17 protein-coding genes and 2 pseudogenes are annotated in these 17,047 nt (G+C 35.5%); all 19 read left to right on the top strand.

Going from position 1 to position 17,047, the window contains the following annotated elements; all coding sequences use genetic code 11:
• Positions 1-1,043: 1,043 nt before the first annotated feature.
• The 19 genes and pseudogenes from wVul_RS05570 to wVul_RS05480 all read left to right on the top strand — a co-directional run bounded on the left by wVul_RS05570 (position 1,044) and on the right by wVul_RS05480 (position 17,022).
• Positions 1,044-2,462, top strand: a complete 1,419-nt coding sequence (locus tag wVul_RS05570) for an AAA family ATPase (RefSeq protein WP_047759515.1) — start codon at positions 1,044-1,046, stop codon at positions 2,460-2,462.
• Between the two features lie 69 nt (positions 2,463-2,531).
• Positions 2,532-3,383 (top strand): BRO family protein, encoded by an 852-nt coding sequence (locus tag wVul_RS05565; protein ID WP_047759514.1) that lies wholly within the window; start codon positions 2,532-2,534, stop codon positions 3,381-3,383.
• Positions 3,384-4,049: 666 nt separating this feature from the next.
• Positions 4,050-4,514, top strand: a complete 465-nt coding sequence (locus wVul_RS05560; protein WP_047759513.1) for a crossover junction endodeoxyribonuclease RuvC — start codon at positions 4,050-4,052, stop codon at positions 4,512-4,514.
• 113 nt (positions 4,515-4,627) lie between these two features.
• Positions 4,628-5,833 (top strand): DNA modification methylase, encoded by a 1,206-nt coding sequence (locus wVul_RS05555; RefSeq protein WP_047759512.1) that lies wholly within the window; start codon positions 4,628-4,630, stop codon positions 5,831-5,833.
• Between the two features lie 27 nt (positions 5,834-5,860).
• A complete protein-coding gene (locus tag wVul_RS05550; protein ID WP_047759511.1) occupies positions 5,861-6,346 on the top strand; it encodes a hypothetical protein in 486 nt (161 codons plus the stop codon).
• A gap of 19 nt (positions 6,347-6,365) precedes the next feature.
• Positions 6,366-7,850: an ankyrin repeat domain-containing protein gene (locus wVul_RS05545; protein WP_047759510.1), complete on the top strand. Its 1,485-nt coding sequence runs from the start codon at positions 6,366-6,368 to the stop codon at positions 7,848-7,850.
• Positions 7,847-9,682 carry a phage terminase large subunit family protein gene (locus wVul_RS05540; protein ID WP_047759509.1) on the top strand — a complete coding sequence of 612 codons (1,836 nt, stop codon included), beginning with the start codon at positions 7,847-7,849 and terminating at the stop codon, positions 9,680-9,682. Before wVul_RS05545 ends, wVul_RS05540 begins: the two co-directional genes overlap by 4 nt.
• Positions 9,672-9,896 (top strand): gpW family head-tail joining protein, encoded by a 225-nt coding sequence (locus wVul_RS05535; protein ID WP_047759508.1) that lies wholly within the window; start codon positions 9,672-9,674, stop codon positions 9,894-9,896. Before wVul_RS05540 ends, wVul_RS05535 begins: the two co-directional genes overlap by 11 nt.
• Positions 9,897-11,303, top strand: a complete 1,407-nt coding sequence (locus wVul_RS05530) for a phage portal protein (RefSeq protein WP_047759507.1) — start codon at positions 9,897-9,899, stop codon at positions 11,301-11,303. It begins immediately after the preceding gene.
• A pseudogene (locus tag wVul_RS05525) lies at positions 11,300-12,345 on the top strand (S49 family peptidase). The gene wVul_RS05530 and the pseudogene wVul_RS05525 overlap by 4 nt, the downstream one beginning before the upstream one ends.
• A gap of 76 nt (positions 12,346-12,421) precedes the next feature.
• A complete protein-coding gene (locus wVul_RS05520; protein WP_047759506.1) occupies positions 12,422-12,796 on the top strand; it encodes a head decoration protein in 375 nt (124 codons plus the stop codon).
• A 37-nt stretch (positions 12,797-12,833) separates the two neighbouring features.
• Complete coding sequence (locus tag wVul_RS05515; protein WP_047759516.1) at positions 12,834-13,838, top strand: major capsid protein; 1,005 nt, start codon at positions 12,834-12,836, stop codon at positions 13,836-13,838.
• An 85-nt stretch (positions 13,839-13,923) separates the two neighbouring features.
• The gene (locus wVul_RS05510) at positions 13,924-14,229 is read left to right on the top strand and encodes a head-tail joining protein (RefSeq protein WP_019236419.1); all 306 of its coding nucleotides are present in this window, start codon (positions 13,924-13,926) and stop codon (positions 14,227-14,229) included.
• A gap of 1 nt (position 14,230) precedes the next feature.
• Positions 14,231-14,730, top strand: a pseudogene (locus wVul_RS05505) (phage tail protein).
• The gene (locus wVul_RS05500; RefSeq protein WP_047759505.1) at positions 14,727-15,200 is read left to right on the top strand and encodes a hypothetical protein; all 474 of its coding nucleotides are present in this window, start codon (positions 14,727-14,729) and stop codon (positions 15,198-15,200) included. The pseudogene wVul_RS05505 and the gene wVul_RS05500 overlap by 4 nt, the downstream one beginning before the upstream one ends.
• Positions 15,187-15,651, top strand: coding sequence for a phage baseplate assembly protein V (locus wVul_RS05495; RefSeq protein ID WP_047759504.1), 465 nt, complete (start codon positions 15,187-15,189; stop codon positions 15,649-15,651). The genes wVul_RS05500 and wVul_RS05495 overlap by 14 nt, the downstream gene beginning before the upstream one ends.
• A complete protein-coding gene (locus wVul_RS05490; protein WP_047759503.1) occupies positions 15,648-15,902 on the top strand; it encodes a PAAR domain-containing protein in 255 nt (84 codons plus the stop codon). The genes wVul_RS05495 and wVul_RS05490 overlap by 4 nt, the downstream gene beginning before the upstream one ends.
• Before the next feature lie 2 nt (positions 15,903-15,904).
• Positions 15,905-16,240: a GPW/gp25 family protein gene (locus tag wVul_RS05485; protein WP_047759502.1), complete on the top strand. Its 336-nt coding sequence runs from the start codon at positions 15,905-15,907 to the stop codon at positions 16,238-16,240.
• A 2-nt stretch (positions 16,241-16,242) separates the two neighbouring features.
• Positions 16,243-17,022 carry a baseplate assembly protein gene (locus wVul_RS05480; protein ID WP_047759501.1) on the top strand — a complete coding sequence of 260 codons (780 nt, stop codon included), beginning with the start codon at positions 16,243-16,245 and terminating at the stop codon, positions 17,020-17,022.
• The last annotated feature ends 25 nt before the right edge of the window (positions 17,023-17,047 follow it).

The following is a 17,047-nucleotide window of genomic DNA, read 5'->3' as shown; positions in this document are numbered from 1 at the left end:
TGTTGAAGGTATGGAAAAAAGAGTAACAAAGTTTGATAATCAACTAAACAAGAATGTTATAGTCTATGAAAAGATTTTACCTACTGATTACAAATCACCGGAATGTGAGGATGTTGTTCCAGAAGAAAATCCAAATATTTGGGTTTATAACGATCAAATTTTAGATATCTAGAACTTTTTCATTAAAATTCTTTATTACTTAAACATTGCAGTTTTCAGTCTTGGCCAGTTTTTGTCAGAATGTGCTCAGTCTACGAAGTCAGAATTTGTTACTAATTAAAAAGTACTAGATTTTCAATAGTTTAAGAAATCGTCAGACTGTGAAATCGTAGACTGAAAAAATAGATAAAAGGCTAGAAATATAGAGGATTTTGTCCGATTTTCAGTTTTCAAAATAACTCCTATTATTATAAATAATAATATTAAGTAGTATGAATTAACACATACTACCTTTAGCTTTTAGCTTACTACAAAATCTCAATAGACAAAAATATGAAAAACCTACTATTGCATTTTGGATAACCTGAAAAAAAGATGAAAGATAAATGCTTACAAAAGACAAAATAGCTAATAATAGCGTTTCAAAAAGATTCTATGACTCCAGGGTACAATTGTACAATCAAGATCTAAGTTACTCATATAGAGTGGCTTAAAACTTGATTACAAGGCATTTCTAAGTTATCCCTTGCTTTAAAGTTTTACTTGTTACAAAAAACCCTCATCTTACTTTATCACGTTTTTTATTCCTTGTAAAATATTTTTTCAAAAAAGTGAACAGTTTTTGTAATTTAGGTGAAACAAGAGCTGGTTATTTTGGAGGTCTTATTGAGATATAACGACTTTTATCTAAAATTCTTAAGTTGAGTCTTTAGGTAATCTCTATAAATAATTTGTAGATGAAGCTAAAGGAAAAAAGTTTTGCCATAAACATAAGCTACTGAGCTCGTAAACTGCTTAAAATGGAGACAAAGATCTAAATTTATTTATTTACGTCTCCAATTTTATCTAGTATAACGGAGACAAAGATTTATATTTCGTATTTTATGTCTCCATCATTTATTGGTAGGCAAACTGAGTTAAAACAACTACTGGAGCTTACAGAAAAAAATACTGCATCTTTTGTAGTAGTCAAAGGAAGGCGTCGTATAGGAAAAAGTCGTTTAATTCAAGAGTTTGGTAAGTATTTTGAACAATATTACTCCTTTATAGGTTTGCCACCAGAAAGGCATACTACAACGTCCTACCAACTTAATGAATTTTCTAGACAAGTTGCTAGACAATTTAATACATCTTTTGCTAGGTATGATGACTGGAGCGATTTACTATGGGCAGTTGGTGAACGTCTACTATCAGGAAAAACATTATTGCTGTTTGATGAAATTTCTTGGATGGGCTCAAAAGATCCAACCTTTTTAGGCAAAATAAAAAATTTTTGGGATACGCAGCTAAAAAATAATAACAAGCTAATTTTTGTTGTTTGTGGATCAGCTTCATCCTGGATCGAGAAAAATATACTTAGCAGCACTGGTTTCGTAGGGAGAATATCGTTAACTTTAACACTCGGAGAATTATCACTTTCTGATTGCAACGAATTTTGGCCAAAAAATATTTCAGCATATGAAAAGTTTAAGGTGCTTGCAGTAACTGGCGGAATTCCAAAGTATTTAGAGGAGGTAAATTTTAAACATAGCGCTGAAGAAAATATTAAAAGGCTTTGTTTTACAAAAGGTGGGTTTTTAGTTGAAGAATTTAATCAAATATTCTCAGATTTATTCATGCGAAAAACTGCTTTTTATAAGCAAATAGTCAGAGCTCTTTCTACTGGAGCTAAAGAACAAGAAGAAATTTGTGCTACTTTAAATATCGTAAGACATGGACGCATTTCTGAGTATCTATATGAACTTGAGCTTGCTGGTTTTATTGCAAAGGATCATACTTGGAGTATAAAAACGGGTACTGATTCACGACTCAGGAGGTACAGACTTCAAGATAATTATTTAAGGTTTTATCTAAAATATATCGAAAAAGATCTAGGAAAAATTGGTCGTGACACCTATTCTATAGGGTTCTTACCAGAGTGGTATACAATTATTGGGCTTCAATTTGAAAATTTGGTGCTGAACAATAGAAAGAATATACATAATATCTTGGGAGTTGATGGAATAATAAGCGAGAATCCATTTTTTCAGAAGAGAACGCGTAATAGTGCAGGTTGTCAAATTGATTATATGATTCAAACGAAGTTTAACACTCTCTACATTTGCGAAATCAAATTTTCAAAAGATAAAATTGGTCATTCAATAATACAAGAGGTACAAAAGAAAATAGATGCACTAAATCGTCCAAAAGGCTTTTCATGTCGTCCAGTCCTTATCCACGTTAATGATGTAAGTGATGATGTTATAGATAGTGGTTACTTTTCACACATAATTGATTTTGGAAAATTATTGAATTGTAAGTAATGTTTTTTCTGACTTAAAAATAATGTCTTTTTAGTTTTTACGTTTATTCTTAACTTATAGAGGTTGCTTATGACTGATACTTTAACTTTAAAAGAAGGAGATATTGAAACTACTGCTTTTGATAATAGCAGTTTTACTAGAGTACTACATGATGGAGAGTGGTGGTATGTAATAACAGAAGTAATAGCTTTTCTGACAGGTAGTAAGAACCCATCTGACTATCTAAAAAAGATAAAAAGCAGAGATATAGGGCTTTCTGAAGGATGGGGACAATTTGTCACCCCCCTTGAAATTAAAACAAAAGGTGGTAAACAGAATGTTAATTGTACAAATGTTGAGGGGTTGTTTCGTATTTTGCAGTCTATTCCTTCCAAAAGAGTTGAGCAATTTAAACGTTGGCTTGCAAAAGTTGGGTATGAAAGACTACAAGAATATGAAAACCCTGAACTTGCACTCAAACGAATCTATGCCGATTATGCTGCAAAAGGGTACCCTCAAGAATGGATACAAAAGAGAATAGAATCAATAGCTGTCAGAAATCAACTAACAAAAGAATGGGGTAATAGAAATATATCTGACCACAATAACAAGTATATTGAAGGTAGGGAATACGCAATATTGACAGACGTAATTTCTGAGGGAACATTTGGAGTAAAAACAAAGCATCATAAGGAAATAAAAGGCTTGAAGAAACAGCCTTTAAGAGATCATATGACGCCGATTGAGCTAATTTTCAATATGCTAGGAGAACAGGCTACAATTGATGAGATAAAGGATAAAGATGCGCAGGGTTATAATAAAAATTTAGAGGCGGCAAAGGAAGGAGGTAAGAACGCAGGCACAGCAAGAGAGGCATTTGAAAGAGCTAGAGGTGTGAAAGTCGTTTCTTCAGATAACTTTTTAAAGAGGATTAAAGATTAAAGTTCTCACTATGAGAAATCTCTGAATTTTATGATTTAAAACGTTTTAGAAGGCTATTATAGCGTTATTGATAATTTAGATAGTTTGTTTTGTATGCTTTTACCAAAAACTCATGTAATTTCTGAGCTGCATTAAAATTATTTTAACTTTTTTTGAGAAAATCCCGGAAAAAGTAGTAAGAAATCCGGTATATATATATATTATAGAAGGGCATTGATGCAGTTTGTGGATGCGCTTCAAATACAAAAACTTTAAGTGTCAATCCGAAACTCGACAAACAAACATTGAGTAGATTTGTATTTTTTTAGATAAGGTAAAAACTTCGTTTTAAAGCTAGATGTGGTTTTATAGATTAACAATAGCAATTCACCAAAGAACGTACGTAGTACCCTTTAAAATTTAATTAAATGGCATTGTCGGTAATCTTACTACTGCAGAACAAATCTCCGTTTAAGTCTAACACGATTTTTATCCTTTGCAAAAAAAAAGTGAACAGTTTTCGTAATTTTGGTGAATATATATAATAAGAAAACAACTTTCTGCAGTAGCACATAATTCTCTAATTTCCGTTGTTGGCCTACAAAAACCTATGAATTTCTAGTGTATTTTGCAGAAACCAGACGATATTTTGGAATCAGTGCTACTTATAGTTTTAAATTATAACAAATGTCAACCCTAACACTAGATCTCGGCAAACAAACAGGCTGGGCAATTCTAACCAATGGAGTAATTGAAAGTGGAAGCAAAAGTTTTCATGGTAGCCGTTTCAGTGGAGGCGGAATGTGCTTCTTAAACTTTCGTAATTGGCTTAATTCTTTGAAAGACATTTCTGCAGTGTATTTTGAGGAAGTAAGAAGACATCTAGGAACTGATGCAGCGCATTGCTATGGTGGTTTTCTTGCCGTTCTCTCTGCTTGGTGTGAGGAGAACAATATTCCCTACCGAGGTGTTAATGTTAAAACTATAAAACGCTTTATCACAGGCAAAGGCAATGCAAGTAAGAGTGAAGTTATTGAAGCGATACGTGAAAAAAGTTTTTCACCTAGAGATGATAATCAAGCAGATGCTTTAGCTTTGATGTTCTATGTTATGGACTTTGGTAAAGATATTAATAAGCTGAGAAATCCATAAAAAGTGGGTCCTTTCGGCCATACTGGCGGGTTTGGTGGTGCTGACCCTAGGCCTTCTTTAGCGTCAGAGATATTTTGAATATTAACTTTTTAACTATCAAGAATTTAAATTATATGAATTTAGCAATCCACTACTATCCTGTTGAAAACCTCGTCGAATATGAGCGTAATCCACGTAAAAATGATGACGTAGTAAACAGAATGTGTGCTTCTATTCGGGAATTCGGCTTTCGTGTTCCAATAGTTGCAAAAAGTGATGGTACTGTGGTTGATGGTCATTTAAGACTTAAAGCAGCAAGAAAACTTGGTATAGAAAGTATTCCTGTGGTTTTAAGTGATAATTTAAATGAACCACAAACTAAAGCTTTTCGGTTACTGGCAAATCAATCAGCTAACTGGGCAAAGTGGGACGATGATCTTTTGAAGGTGGAAATTCAAGAATTAGAAGATTTGCAGTTTGACCTTAAAATGACTGGATTTGAATTGGAAAAAGTTCAACGGTTTCTCGATGATTTTGATGGTGAAAAAGAAGATCTTTCTGACTTAGCTATTGATGACAAAAAAGTAACAAAACCAGGTGATCTATGGATTTTAGGTGATCATCGAATCTATTGTGGTGATAGCTCTGTAGTTGAATCATATAAAGCAGTATTAGACGATAAAATGGCAGACATTACTGTTTGTGATCCTCCGTATAATGTTGATTATGGTAGTAGCCAAGACAAAAAGATATTAAACGACAATCAAGGTGAAAAATACGAACTTTTTCTGTATGACATTTGTACTCATGTTTTAGCATATACGAAAGGTGCAATTTACATCTGCATATCATCATCAGAGTTTTCAACGTTGCAAAAAGCATTTGAGGAGGCAGGAAGGAAATGGTCAACATTTATCATTTGGGCAAAGAATCACTTTACGCTAGGAAGATCAGATTATCAAAGACAATACGAAGCAATGCTCTATGGATGGAAAAGCGGCAATAAACGTGAGTGGCATGGAGAAAGAAATCAAAGTGATCTGTGGTTTTATGATAAGCCAACGCACAATACACTACATCCAACGATGAAGCCAGTAGAGTTAATGGAGAGAGCAATAGTAAACAGCAGCAGATCAGGAGACATAGTACTTGATCCATTTAGCGGCTCTGGAAGTACACTGATTGCATGTGAGAGAACAGGAAGAATTTGTAGGACAATAGAGCTAGATTCAAAATTTGTAGATGTAACGATAAAACGTTGGCAAGTATACACGGGAAGAGATGCCATTTTAGCCGGTACTGGCAAAACCTTTTCAGAGATTCAAGAAGAAAACTCCTAAAAAATAGGCAAAAATAGAGAGAAGAAAGTGGAAAAAATAACACAAACGGAATGGGCAAAAGAACAAGGATTTTCAAAGCAATATGTCTGTTATTTAGTAAAGAAAGGAATAGTTGAATTGGAGGATGGTTTGATCAATAGAGAACAAGCAAATGAAGCAGTAGCAGCAATAAGAGATCCAAGTCAGCCACTGAGGAGGAAAAATCCAGAAAACGAAAATACAAGTAACCTTTCCACGATGTTGCTCAAAACTAGAATAAAAAATGAAATGGAGCGTGGTAAACTTCTTGAGGCGAAAGCTAAGGCTGAGATAGGAGAACTTGTAGCAGTAGAAGAAGTAAAGCGCGATGCATTTAACATAGCAAGAGTTGTTCGTAATAATTTGCTTAATATTCCAAATAGAGTTTCAGCGCTACTTGCATCACTGAGTGACACTGAAAAGATTCATCAGGCGCTAACTGAAGAGATTACAAACTCACTCCAAGAATTATCTAACACTAAATTTCAAATATAAAGAAGATTTTGAATATAAAATGGCTGATAACTTAAGTTTAGAGTTAATAAAGTGTCTCATCAATCAACCTGGATTAGATGTTAATGTTAGAGGGTTAAACGGAAAAACCCCACTACATTGCGCTATAGAGTTTGACGAGTTGAGCATGGTGGATCTGCTGCTTACGAAAAAGAGTATCAATCCTTTTGTAGAAGATAATGATGGTAAAACATCTCTTGATTACGCCAAAGAAGGGAAAAAAGCAGAAATATTACAAGCGCTAATTAATAATAAATACGGATCTGAAGAGGATAGCCTACTTCATTTAGCTGCAATGATAGGTGAAATTAATGCAGTTAGATATTTGATCAGAAAAGGTATTGACGTTAATGTACGAAATGCTTTGCATCATACGCCATTACATCTAGCAGCAGGGATAGGACATGGAAATGTTGTCAAAATTTTAGTAAAAGAAGGAAATGCTGAAATAGATGTCTTTGATGCACGAAATCAGACACCAATGCACTATGCAGTTAATAACAAGAAGTTGGAGATAGTAAAGTTACTGCTAAAGCTTGGAGCAGATGTAAATAGTGCACGTATGGGACAAAATTCAATGAAATTGTCACCTGTTCATATAGCTGTAAGTAACACTAATTACGATGAAAGAGACTTATGTCTTGATATCCTCAAATGCTTAATAAAAGAGCCTAATGCTCAAGTCAATTTGCAAGACTACGAAAGTAAAACATCACTACATTACGCTGAAAGACTTAAAACAATAGAAGTTTTACTAACGCGAGAAGATATAGACCCTCTGGTAAAAGATGATAGCGGCAAGACACCATTTGATTACGCTAAACCTGAGATAAAGAAGGCTTTGATGAGTAATAAATACGGTTCTGAAAAGAATAGTCTATTGCATTTAGCCGCACAAAAAGGAGAAGTTGAGCTTGTAGAGTCTATCTTAAAAGAAGAAATTGATATTGATATTTCAAACAATAAAAGTCTATCACCGATTTACCTTGCTGCAGAAAAAGGGCATTTACATGTAGTAAAGTTATTGCTGAAAAAAGGAGCAAATTATACACCTGTTTTACATTTAGCAATCAAATCAAACAATTTAGAGTTATTTAAAGTTTTGTTTACTGAAAAAAATGGGGCATTGCTCTGCAAAGATACCGTTGTTAATTTTCCAACCCTTCATAATAAATATACAGCACAGAGAGAAATAGCAGATAAAAGGATGAAAAAACATAATAATATTATCTGCATCTGTATTACAGTCAGCGCAATAGCAGTAGCAATATATATAGGGTTAATAACAACAACAATAAGCAGTGCAATCATTTTTGCAACAATAACAGGGGTATTTGCGCTTATTATAGCACTAATGATAAGTGAGATGAGCAAAAGATATATAGAAAACGAATTTCAGAAAAAGATGTTTATGGAGCTGGAGGAGTGTAGTTCTATTGTTAATGATATTGAGATAGAACCAATTATGAGTAGATGCAGACAATGATATACGCTAGAGCTTTTTCTGAAGGTTTAAAACCAGATCCCCAGCTTAAAGTATCAGAGTGGGCAAATGAGTATCGAGTTTTAGCGCCAACTGCAGCATCAGAGCCAGGGAAATGGAGAACAGAGAGAACTCCTTATTTAAAAGAAATAATGGATTCACTATCACCATCTTCACCTGCTGAAAAAGTAGTATTTATGAAAGGAGCGCAGATTGGGGGAACAGAAGCAGGAAATAATTGGATAGGCTATATTATAGATCAAACACCAGGTCCAATGCTAGTAGTACAGCCAACAATTGAAATGGGAAAGCGTTGGTCAAAAGGAAGATTTGCACCGTTAATAGAGAGTACACCATGTTTAAAAAGTAAAGTAAAAGACCCAAGATCAAGAGATTCAGGGAATACTGTACAAAGTAAGGAATTTCCAGGTGGAATAGTAGTAATAACTGGAGCAAATAGCAGTGTAGGACTTCGTTCTATGCCAGTAAAATATCTCTTTCTTGATGAGATTGATGCGTATCCAGGAGATTCAGGAGGAGAAGGTGATCCAGTACTGCTCAGTATTGCTCGAACTAATACATTTGCACGTCGAAAGATTTTTTTAGTATCAACACCAACGATTCATGGAATAAGCAGAATTGAGAAAGAATTTGAAGCAACAGATAAGAGATATTTTTTTGTACCATGTCCGCATTGTAATTACTATCAAGTTCTAAAATGGTCACAAATAAAATGGGAAAATAACGACTCAAGAACAGCACATTATGTCTGCACTGAATGTAGCGGCAAAATAGAAAATCATCAAAAGACAGAGATGCTAGACCGTGGAGAATGGAGACCTACTAATAGAGTAAAAGGTGAGAAAAAAGGATTTCATCTTTCAAGTCTTTATAGTCCAGTTGGCTGGTATAGTTGGCAACAAGCAGTAGAGGACTTTCTCCATGCAAAAGAAAGTGAACAATTACTAAAAGTTTGGATAAATACCACGCTAGGAGAAACTTGGGTAGACAAAGGAGAAGTACCAGACTGGAAGCAGTTATTTAACAGAAGAGAATTTTTTCCCGTAGGCACAGTACCAAGGAGAGAAGTGGTTTTGACAGCAGGAGTAGATGTACAAAAAGATCGTTTAGAAGTAGAAGTTGTAGCCTGGGGAAAAGGCAGAGAAAATTGGTCAATAGACTACCGAGTATTTGAAGGAGATACTGGAAGAGAAGAAGTATGGGGAAAACTCTCTGAGCTCCTCAATCATCATTTTATTGGTGAAAATGGGCTGGAATACATGATAAGCATGATGGCAGTAGATGCAGGGTATGCAACACAGGAAGTATATAATTGGGTAAGAGGTCATCAAGGCTCTGGAAGAGTGATGGCAGTCAAAGGTGTAAATAAAGCACTAGTACCACTTAGCAGCCCAAGTAGAGTTGATATAACAGTTGGTGGTCAAAAGCTAAAAAGAGGAATAAAGCTCTGGCCAGTAGGAGTATCGATATTAAAGTCAGAGCTTTTTCAATTACTTAATGTTTTAAAAGAAGGTGAAGAAGCTCCAGCAGGATATTGTCATTTTCCCGAATATGCACCTGAATATTTTAAGCAGCTAACGGCAGAGCAATTAGTCAGCAAGGTAGTAAAAGGATACACAAAACAGGAGTGGCAAAAGGTAAGAGAAAGAAATGAAGTACTAGATTGCCGGATTTATGCGAGAGCAGCATCTATTGCGCTTGGAGTCGATCGTTGGCCAGAGAGTAAATGGAATAGTTTGAGTGGAAAAATGGAAAGCAAAAAGCCTAAAAAAGTAAGACAGAGTAAGTGGCTTGGTAATCAAAATGTACAGTGAAGGATATTTAACTCAAGTTGAGAAAGCAATTCAAAAACTGCAAAGCGGAGAAAGAGTTGTCTCAATTGCATATGGTGACCATGTTGTGCGGTACGGGGAAGTTCAAATAAAGGATTTATTGGAGCTCAGGCAACGAATAAAAGCGGGGTTAAAAGTTGCAGGTATGAGGCCAAAGAGGAAAATTGTTTTTTCAACGAGTAAAGGAATTTTATAAATGCTGCTAAAAACCTTCAAGCAATTGTTTAACAAACCAAAGATAAAAAGCTCTGCCTGGGATGCAGCAGGCTCAGGAAGAAGATTTTTTCACTTTCAACCAGAGTTAGGAAGTATAAACAATTTGCTGTCTCAAAGCCTTGAAACTTTACGTAGTAGATCACGTGATATGGTGAGAAAAAATCCATATGCAGCAAATATTATTGATACAATAGTAAGTAACTCTATTGGAACAGGAATAAAACCACAATCAAAAGCAAGAGATGCGGAATTTCGAAAGAAGGTGCAAGAATTATGGCTAAAATGGACAGATGAAGCAGATAGCTGTGGAATAAGTGATTTTTATGGATTACAAGCTCTAGTATGCAGAAGTATGATAGAGGGAGGAGAATGTTTTGTACGTTTAAGAACGAGAAATCTGGAAGATAGATTTTCTGTACCATTACAACTGCAAGTACTTGAGTCTGAACATTTAGATAATAAAACAAATCAAACTTTAGGAAATGGTAATGTAATAAGAAACGGGATTGAGTTTAACAAGCTTGGGCAAAGAGAAGCATATTACCTATTTAAAGAACACCCTGGTGAAGGTTCGTTTGGCGAATCAGTGAGAGTGCCAGCAAATGATGTTTTACATATTTACAGACCACTAAGACCTGGGCAAGTTAGAGGAGAGCCATGGCTTTCTAATATACTGCTGAAGCTTTATGAGCTTGATCAATACGATGATGCAGAGCTGGTAAGAAAGAAAACTGCAGCAATGTTTGCGGGATTTATTACGAGACTCGATCCAGAAGCAAATATCATGGGAGAAGGTGAAAGTAATGAGCAAGGAGTAGCACTATCTGGCCTAGAACCTGGAACAATGCAGCTTTTAGACCCAGGAGAAGATATAAAATTTTCAGAGCCATCAGATGTTGGAGGAAGTTATGAAGCATTCATGAGACAGCAGCTAAGGGCAATAGCAATAGGTACAGGGATAACATACGAGCAACTAACAGGAGATTTAACAGGCGTTAATTATTCATCAATCAGAGCTGGATTAATAGAGTTTCGTCGTCGATGCGCTATGCTGCAACACAACATTATGGTATTCCAGTTTTGCAGACCAGTATGGAATAGATGGCTAGAGTTAGCAGTGCTTTGTGGAGAACTGAGTATAGATGAAAAAGTAGTAAAAGCAGCGAAAGAAGAAGTAAAATGGATACCACAGGGATTTGATTGGGTGGATCCACTGAAAGACCAGCAAGCACAGCAAATGGCAGTAAGGAATGGATTTAAGAGTCGATCGGAAGTAGTATCAGAAATGGGTTATGATGTAGAAGAAATTGACCAAGAAATAGCAGAAGATCAAAAGCGTGCAAATAGTCTCAATTTAATTTTTGACTCTGATTGCAAAGGGTTATGATCCTCTTAGGAAAACCATTAATGCTTGAGCCAAGAAGTTTTGAGCTATTGTCATTGAACAATCAAAAACATCCCACGTTTAAAAACATAAAGCACTCCATCAAAAGTAACGTAGAAAGAACTGCAATTATACCAATTCATGGAATTCTGACTAAAAAACCAGGAGCTTTTGACGTCTTTCTGGGAATGACATCATATGAGCAAATAGAAGAGCAAATTACACAAGCATTAGCAGATAGTAGCATAGAGACAATTATACTGGAAATAGACAGCCCAGGAGGAGAGGTAAACGGTATATTTGACCTGGCTGATTTTATTTATGAATCAAGGGCAAAAAAGAGAATTGTGGCATTAGCAAATGATGATGCATATTCTGCTGCGTACGCTATAGCCTCTAGCGCTGAGAAGATTTTTCTCACCCGCACTTCTGGTGTTGGCAGTATTGGAGTAATAGCAAGTCATATAGATCAAAGTGGATTTGATGAAAAGTGTGGAATAAAATATACCACAATATTTGCAGGAAGGCGTAAAAATGATTTAAACCCGCATGAGCCTATTAACTCTGAAGGTTTAGAAAGTTTGAGAGAGGAGATAGATCGTTTATATGAGATGTTTGTGCAGCTAATAGCACGGAATCGAAATCTTTCTATAGAAGCAATTAAATCAACGGAAGCAGGGCTATATTTTGGGGAGAAAGCAGTAGAAATAGGCCTTGCAGACGGAATGACAATTCTTTCATCTATTAATAAAAACAGGAGTATTACTATGAATGAACAAACTACAAATGACCTAGAAACTGATAATTTAACCAAGTATCGTGCTGAAGTTCTTGAATTAATACGTTTATGTAATATATCAAAGATGCCGGAAAAGATAGGAGAATTTATTGAGCAAAGCGTAAGTGTTGAGCAAGCCAGGGAAGTGTTAATGGAGTTACTTGCAGAGCGAACGAAGAAGACAGAGATACTGAGTGCATACCACAGAATTCAGGAGAAGAATTGATGATGCAGATAGCTAAAGCTAGAGCACAATCAAGTATTTAAGTTTTTTTATAACCGCCGCGTACAATAACTACAAACATGGCGATAAAACTAAAGGAAAAAAAGGAGAAAAGAAAATATGACATGTATAACCGAACAAAATAATCTAGGTGACTTATTAAAGTATGAGGCATCAAGTCTATATTCAAGAGACCAGATAACAGTAGCAAAAGGTCAAAATATCAAACTTGGTGCAGTAGTTGCCAAAAAGACGGACGATGGTTTTATTAGGGTGCTTAATCCCGCTGGAACAGATGGCACACAAACAGCGATAGGTGTAATAACAAGCGATGTAAATAGCAAAGATGGAGATACTAAAGCAATAATAATTACTCGTATTGCTCTTCTTGCTGATCATGCAGTTGTATGGCCAGTAAATATCACTGAAGAGCAGAAAGCTGCAGCAATAAAGCAACTTGAAGCACGAGGGATCATTATCCGCAAGGGAGCTTAAAAAAACTATTAAAAATACAAAAGGGGGAAAAGAAAAAATGCAAAATCCATTTACAAATACAGCATTTAGTATGACGGCACTAACAAATGCGATGAATATATTGCCGATAAATTATGGACGTGTTGAAAATTTAAACTTGTTTCCAAGTAGGTCAGTAAGATTTAGACATATTACCATAGAAGAGCAAAACGGAGTATTAAGTTTACTACCAACGCAGTTACCCGGAGCACCAGCAACAGTAGGAAAACGCGGCAAAAGAAAGGTAAGAACATTTACGATTCCACATATTCCACATGATGATGTAGTGTTACCAGAGGAAGTACAGGGAATAAGGGCATTTGGATCAGAGAGTGAACTTAAAGCGCTTGCAGATGTAATAACTGATCATTTGCAGCTAATGAGAAACAAACATGCAATAACATTAGAGCATTTGCGAATGGGAGCGCTAAAAGGAATAATTTTAGATGCTGATGGGTCAGAATTATTAAATCTGTACAACGAATTTGAAATCACACCAAAAGTAGTAAATTTTGCACTAGGAACTGCAACAACTGATGTAAAGCGTAAGTGTATGGAAGTACTCCGGCATATAGAAGATAATCTAAGTGGTGAATATATGACCGGAATTCATGCCTTGGTAAGCCCTGAGTTTTTTGATGCACTAACTTCGCATAGTAAAGTGAAAGAAGCATACGAGAGATGGCAAGAAGGAGCAGCGCTAAGGAATGATATGAGATCAGGATTTACGTTTTGTGGAATCACGTTTGAGGAATATAGAGGGCAAGCAACTGATCCTGAAGGAACCGTAAGAAGGTTTATAGAAAGAGAAAGTGGAAACTGTTTTCCAGTAGGAACAGCGAGCACATTTACAACATATTTTGCACCAGCAGATTTTAATGAAACAGTAAATACACTAGGACAGCCACTATATGCAAAACAAGAGCCAAGAAGATTTGATAGAGGGACTGATTTGCATACACAGTCGAACCCTCTACCAATGTGCCACCGCCCGGCAGTTTTGGTCAAGGTCGTTGCAACATAAAAGTACTGATAGAGCAACAAAAAGGCAGTTAGTATTCTATCAGCATATAGCGTACTGATGAAAACTTAATGAATAAAATAGAAGAATGCAAGGGAATATTAAGAGATTATTTAAAGATTGTTTTGCCCATTTAGGAGAAGTGGCTTTGTATAAATCAAAGGATAAGTCATATATGGTACAGGTATTAAAGCAACAGCCAGATAAATTATACGAGATTGGTGAAGGACAATTTGTGGGAGAGATGCTTTTTCTTGAGGTAAGCATTTTTGATATACTGAGGCCAATTGTAGGAGATATTTTTGTTATAGGTGATTGCAAATACAAAATACATACACTACCACTTAGAGATAAATCTGGAATGGTCTGGCGAATCGAAGCGTCTGGGGTGTAAAATGTCTGTGCATATAGAAGTTGAGGTAATAGAAAGTGTAAATGCTAAAAGAAAAAAAATAGAATTAGCAATAGTGAGAGCATTAAACAAAACGGCACTATGGTTAAAAGCGCAAGCAGCTAAGGAAATCAGTAAGGAAAAGAAGATAAAGTTAAGTTTGATAAGAAAGAGATTAAGAATTTTTAAGGCGAAAACTAGCAGATTAGAAGTGTTAATTAGAGCAAATCTCTATGACATTAGAGCATCAACAATTGGTAAAATACAAAAAACAAGAAGAGGATCGAAAGTAGGAAAGCATGAGTTTATAGGAGGATTTGCAGCAGTTATGCCAAAAGGAAATAGCGGTATGTTTAAACGTGAAGGAAGGGCAGCATTGCCAATAAAGGAAGTTAAATTGTCACTGAAACCAGAGGCTTCAAGGATAATATTGTTAATTATGAAGTTGAAAAGGTATTTGAAAAATTCTTCCACCGCGAATTAAGTTACATTACACCTATATGAATTGGCAAGATTTACATCAAGCAATCTGCACTACGCTGAAGAAAGAAATACCAGCAATTCAAACTTGTGAAATTTATCCATCGATAAGGAAAGAATTATTAGCGCCAGCGTTATTTGTAGAGCTTGTAAGTTTAGAATCTGGAAAAGATCCAGGAACAGAAGAATTAGCACTGAAAGCAAGATTTGAAGCACGAATTGTGATTGATAGCACAATAGAAAATGCAGCTATTATTGTCAGAACATTAGCTGCTGAGGTGGCAAAAGTTGTAAACAAAAATACATGGAATATAAAAAATGTTTCACCAGGAGAATTTATCTCTGCAGAAATTGACGGATTTAGACCCGAATTAGATGCATATTTGGTGTGGATGGTTGATTGGAGTCATCAGCTTCATTTAGGTAAATCGATATGGACAGAAAATAGGATTAAGCCACATACGATTATAATAGAAGAAAATGTTAGAGAGTAATTTTGCTATTTCAGAGCTGCAAAGAAAGTTAGCAAACATTGTACGAATAGGAGTTGTAAAAGAAGTAGATTATGAGAAAGCAAAAGTAAGAGTGAAGATAGGAGAACTTTTAACAGATTTTCTTCCATGGATAACTTCTAGAGCAGGAGAGGAAAGAAGCTGGCTACCACCAAGCATAAATGAACAGGTAGTAATATTGTCACCATTGGGAGAGTTATCATTAGGAGTAGTACTAGCTGGAATATATCAGCAAAATTATTCTGCTCCAGAGAATAGTGAAATGATTAACAGTTTAGTATTTCAAGATGGAACAAAGTTATTGTATGACAAAGAGAGCAAGAATCTTGAAATTTCTGTAGTGGATAAATTAAATTTCAAAGTAGGAAAATCAGAGATAGAAATGACAAAAAGTGGAATCAAACTGAAAGCAGAAAGGATCGACTTAAATTGAACAAAGGAATAGTGAGGTTAGGAGACTACTGTGGAGAAGCTATACCACATTTCTGCATTAGCGGAAGTAATAATGTTTTTGTAAACGGTAAGTCAATATGTAGACAAGGAGACAGTTTTAGTGAAGGAAAAGTAATGATTCAAGGATCAAGAACAGTGTTTGCAAATGGTCTTGGTGTAGGAAGAGTAGGAGATATAGTTTCATGTGGGTTTAAAGTAATAAAAGGCAGTGAAAACGTGTTTGCAGGCTAAAAATGAAAGGGATGGACTCCAAAACAGGGAGAGAATTAGAGGGAATAGAGCACTTAAAGCAGTCGATAATTGATATACTGACCACTCCTATTAACAGTAGAATAATGAGGAGAGATTATGGGTCAAGACTATTTGAATTAGTAGATAAGCCAATAAATAGAGATTTAACTTTGGAAATCTATTCAGCAGTAGCAGAAGCTCTACAAAGGTGGGAGGAAAGATTTAAGCTAGAAAAAGTAAAAATGACAGAGGTGAAAGAAGGAAAAGTAACGCTTGAACTAGAAGGATTATACTTACCAAGCGGGAAAAACATTCATTTTGATGAAATTGTAGTTTAAAGATGCAGCAGCTAAATATTGTAGAAAAGCCAAATTTCGAGGAAATATTTTCAAGAATGAAAGAGGAGTTAGTCCGTAGAGATGAAACCTTTTCAGGATTAGTAGAATCGGATCCAGCAATGAAAGTTCTGGAGGTAGCAGCATGGCGAGAACTTTTACTCAGACAAAGGATAAACGAAGCTGTAAAGGGTAATTTACTTAAATTTGCAACGGGAGAAGATCTTGATAACTTAGCTGAATTTTATGGAGTAGAGAGAGAAAAAGAAGAAGAGGATGAAAGATTTAGAAAGAGGGTAAAAGCAAAAATAGCAGGTTGGTCAACAGGAGGAAGTAAGGAATATTACAAATATCATGCACTGTCAGCAGATAGTAGAGTAAAAGATGCACTAGTAGAATCACCTATACCAGGGAAAGTACAAATTTCAATCTTATCAACACAAACTGGCATAGTGTCAGAAGAACTACTTGAAATTGTAAAAAAGCAGGTTACTAGAGATGATATAAGGGTTTTAACAGATACGATAACAGTAATTGGTTGCAATATTACGGAAATAGATATTCACAGCAGAATGAGCATAAGTCCTGTAATATCGAAGGAGGAAATCAAGAAGCAGTTCATTAAGAAGTTTAAAGCAAATAGAAGACTGGGATGGAATGTTACAAGATCATGGATAATAGCAAATCTATTTGTAGAGGGTGTAGAAAATGTGGAATTAATCGAGCCAAAAGAGGATGTTGTGGTATTGGGGAATGAGTGTGCAGGTACCGAGATCGATGTCTAATCATGTCATACTGTCCTTTGCAGCC

This window comes from Wolbachia endosymbiont of Armadillidium vulgare str. wVulC (genome assembly GCF_001027565.1).
Classification (GTDB): Bacteria; Pseudomonadota; Alphaproteobacteria; order Rickettsiales; family Anaplasmataceae; genus Wolbachia.
Note: the sequence above shows the minus strand (reverse complement) of the source record. Positions and strands in the feature narration are given on the sequence as shown.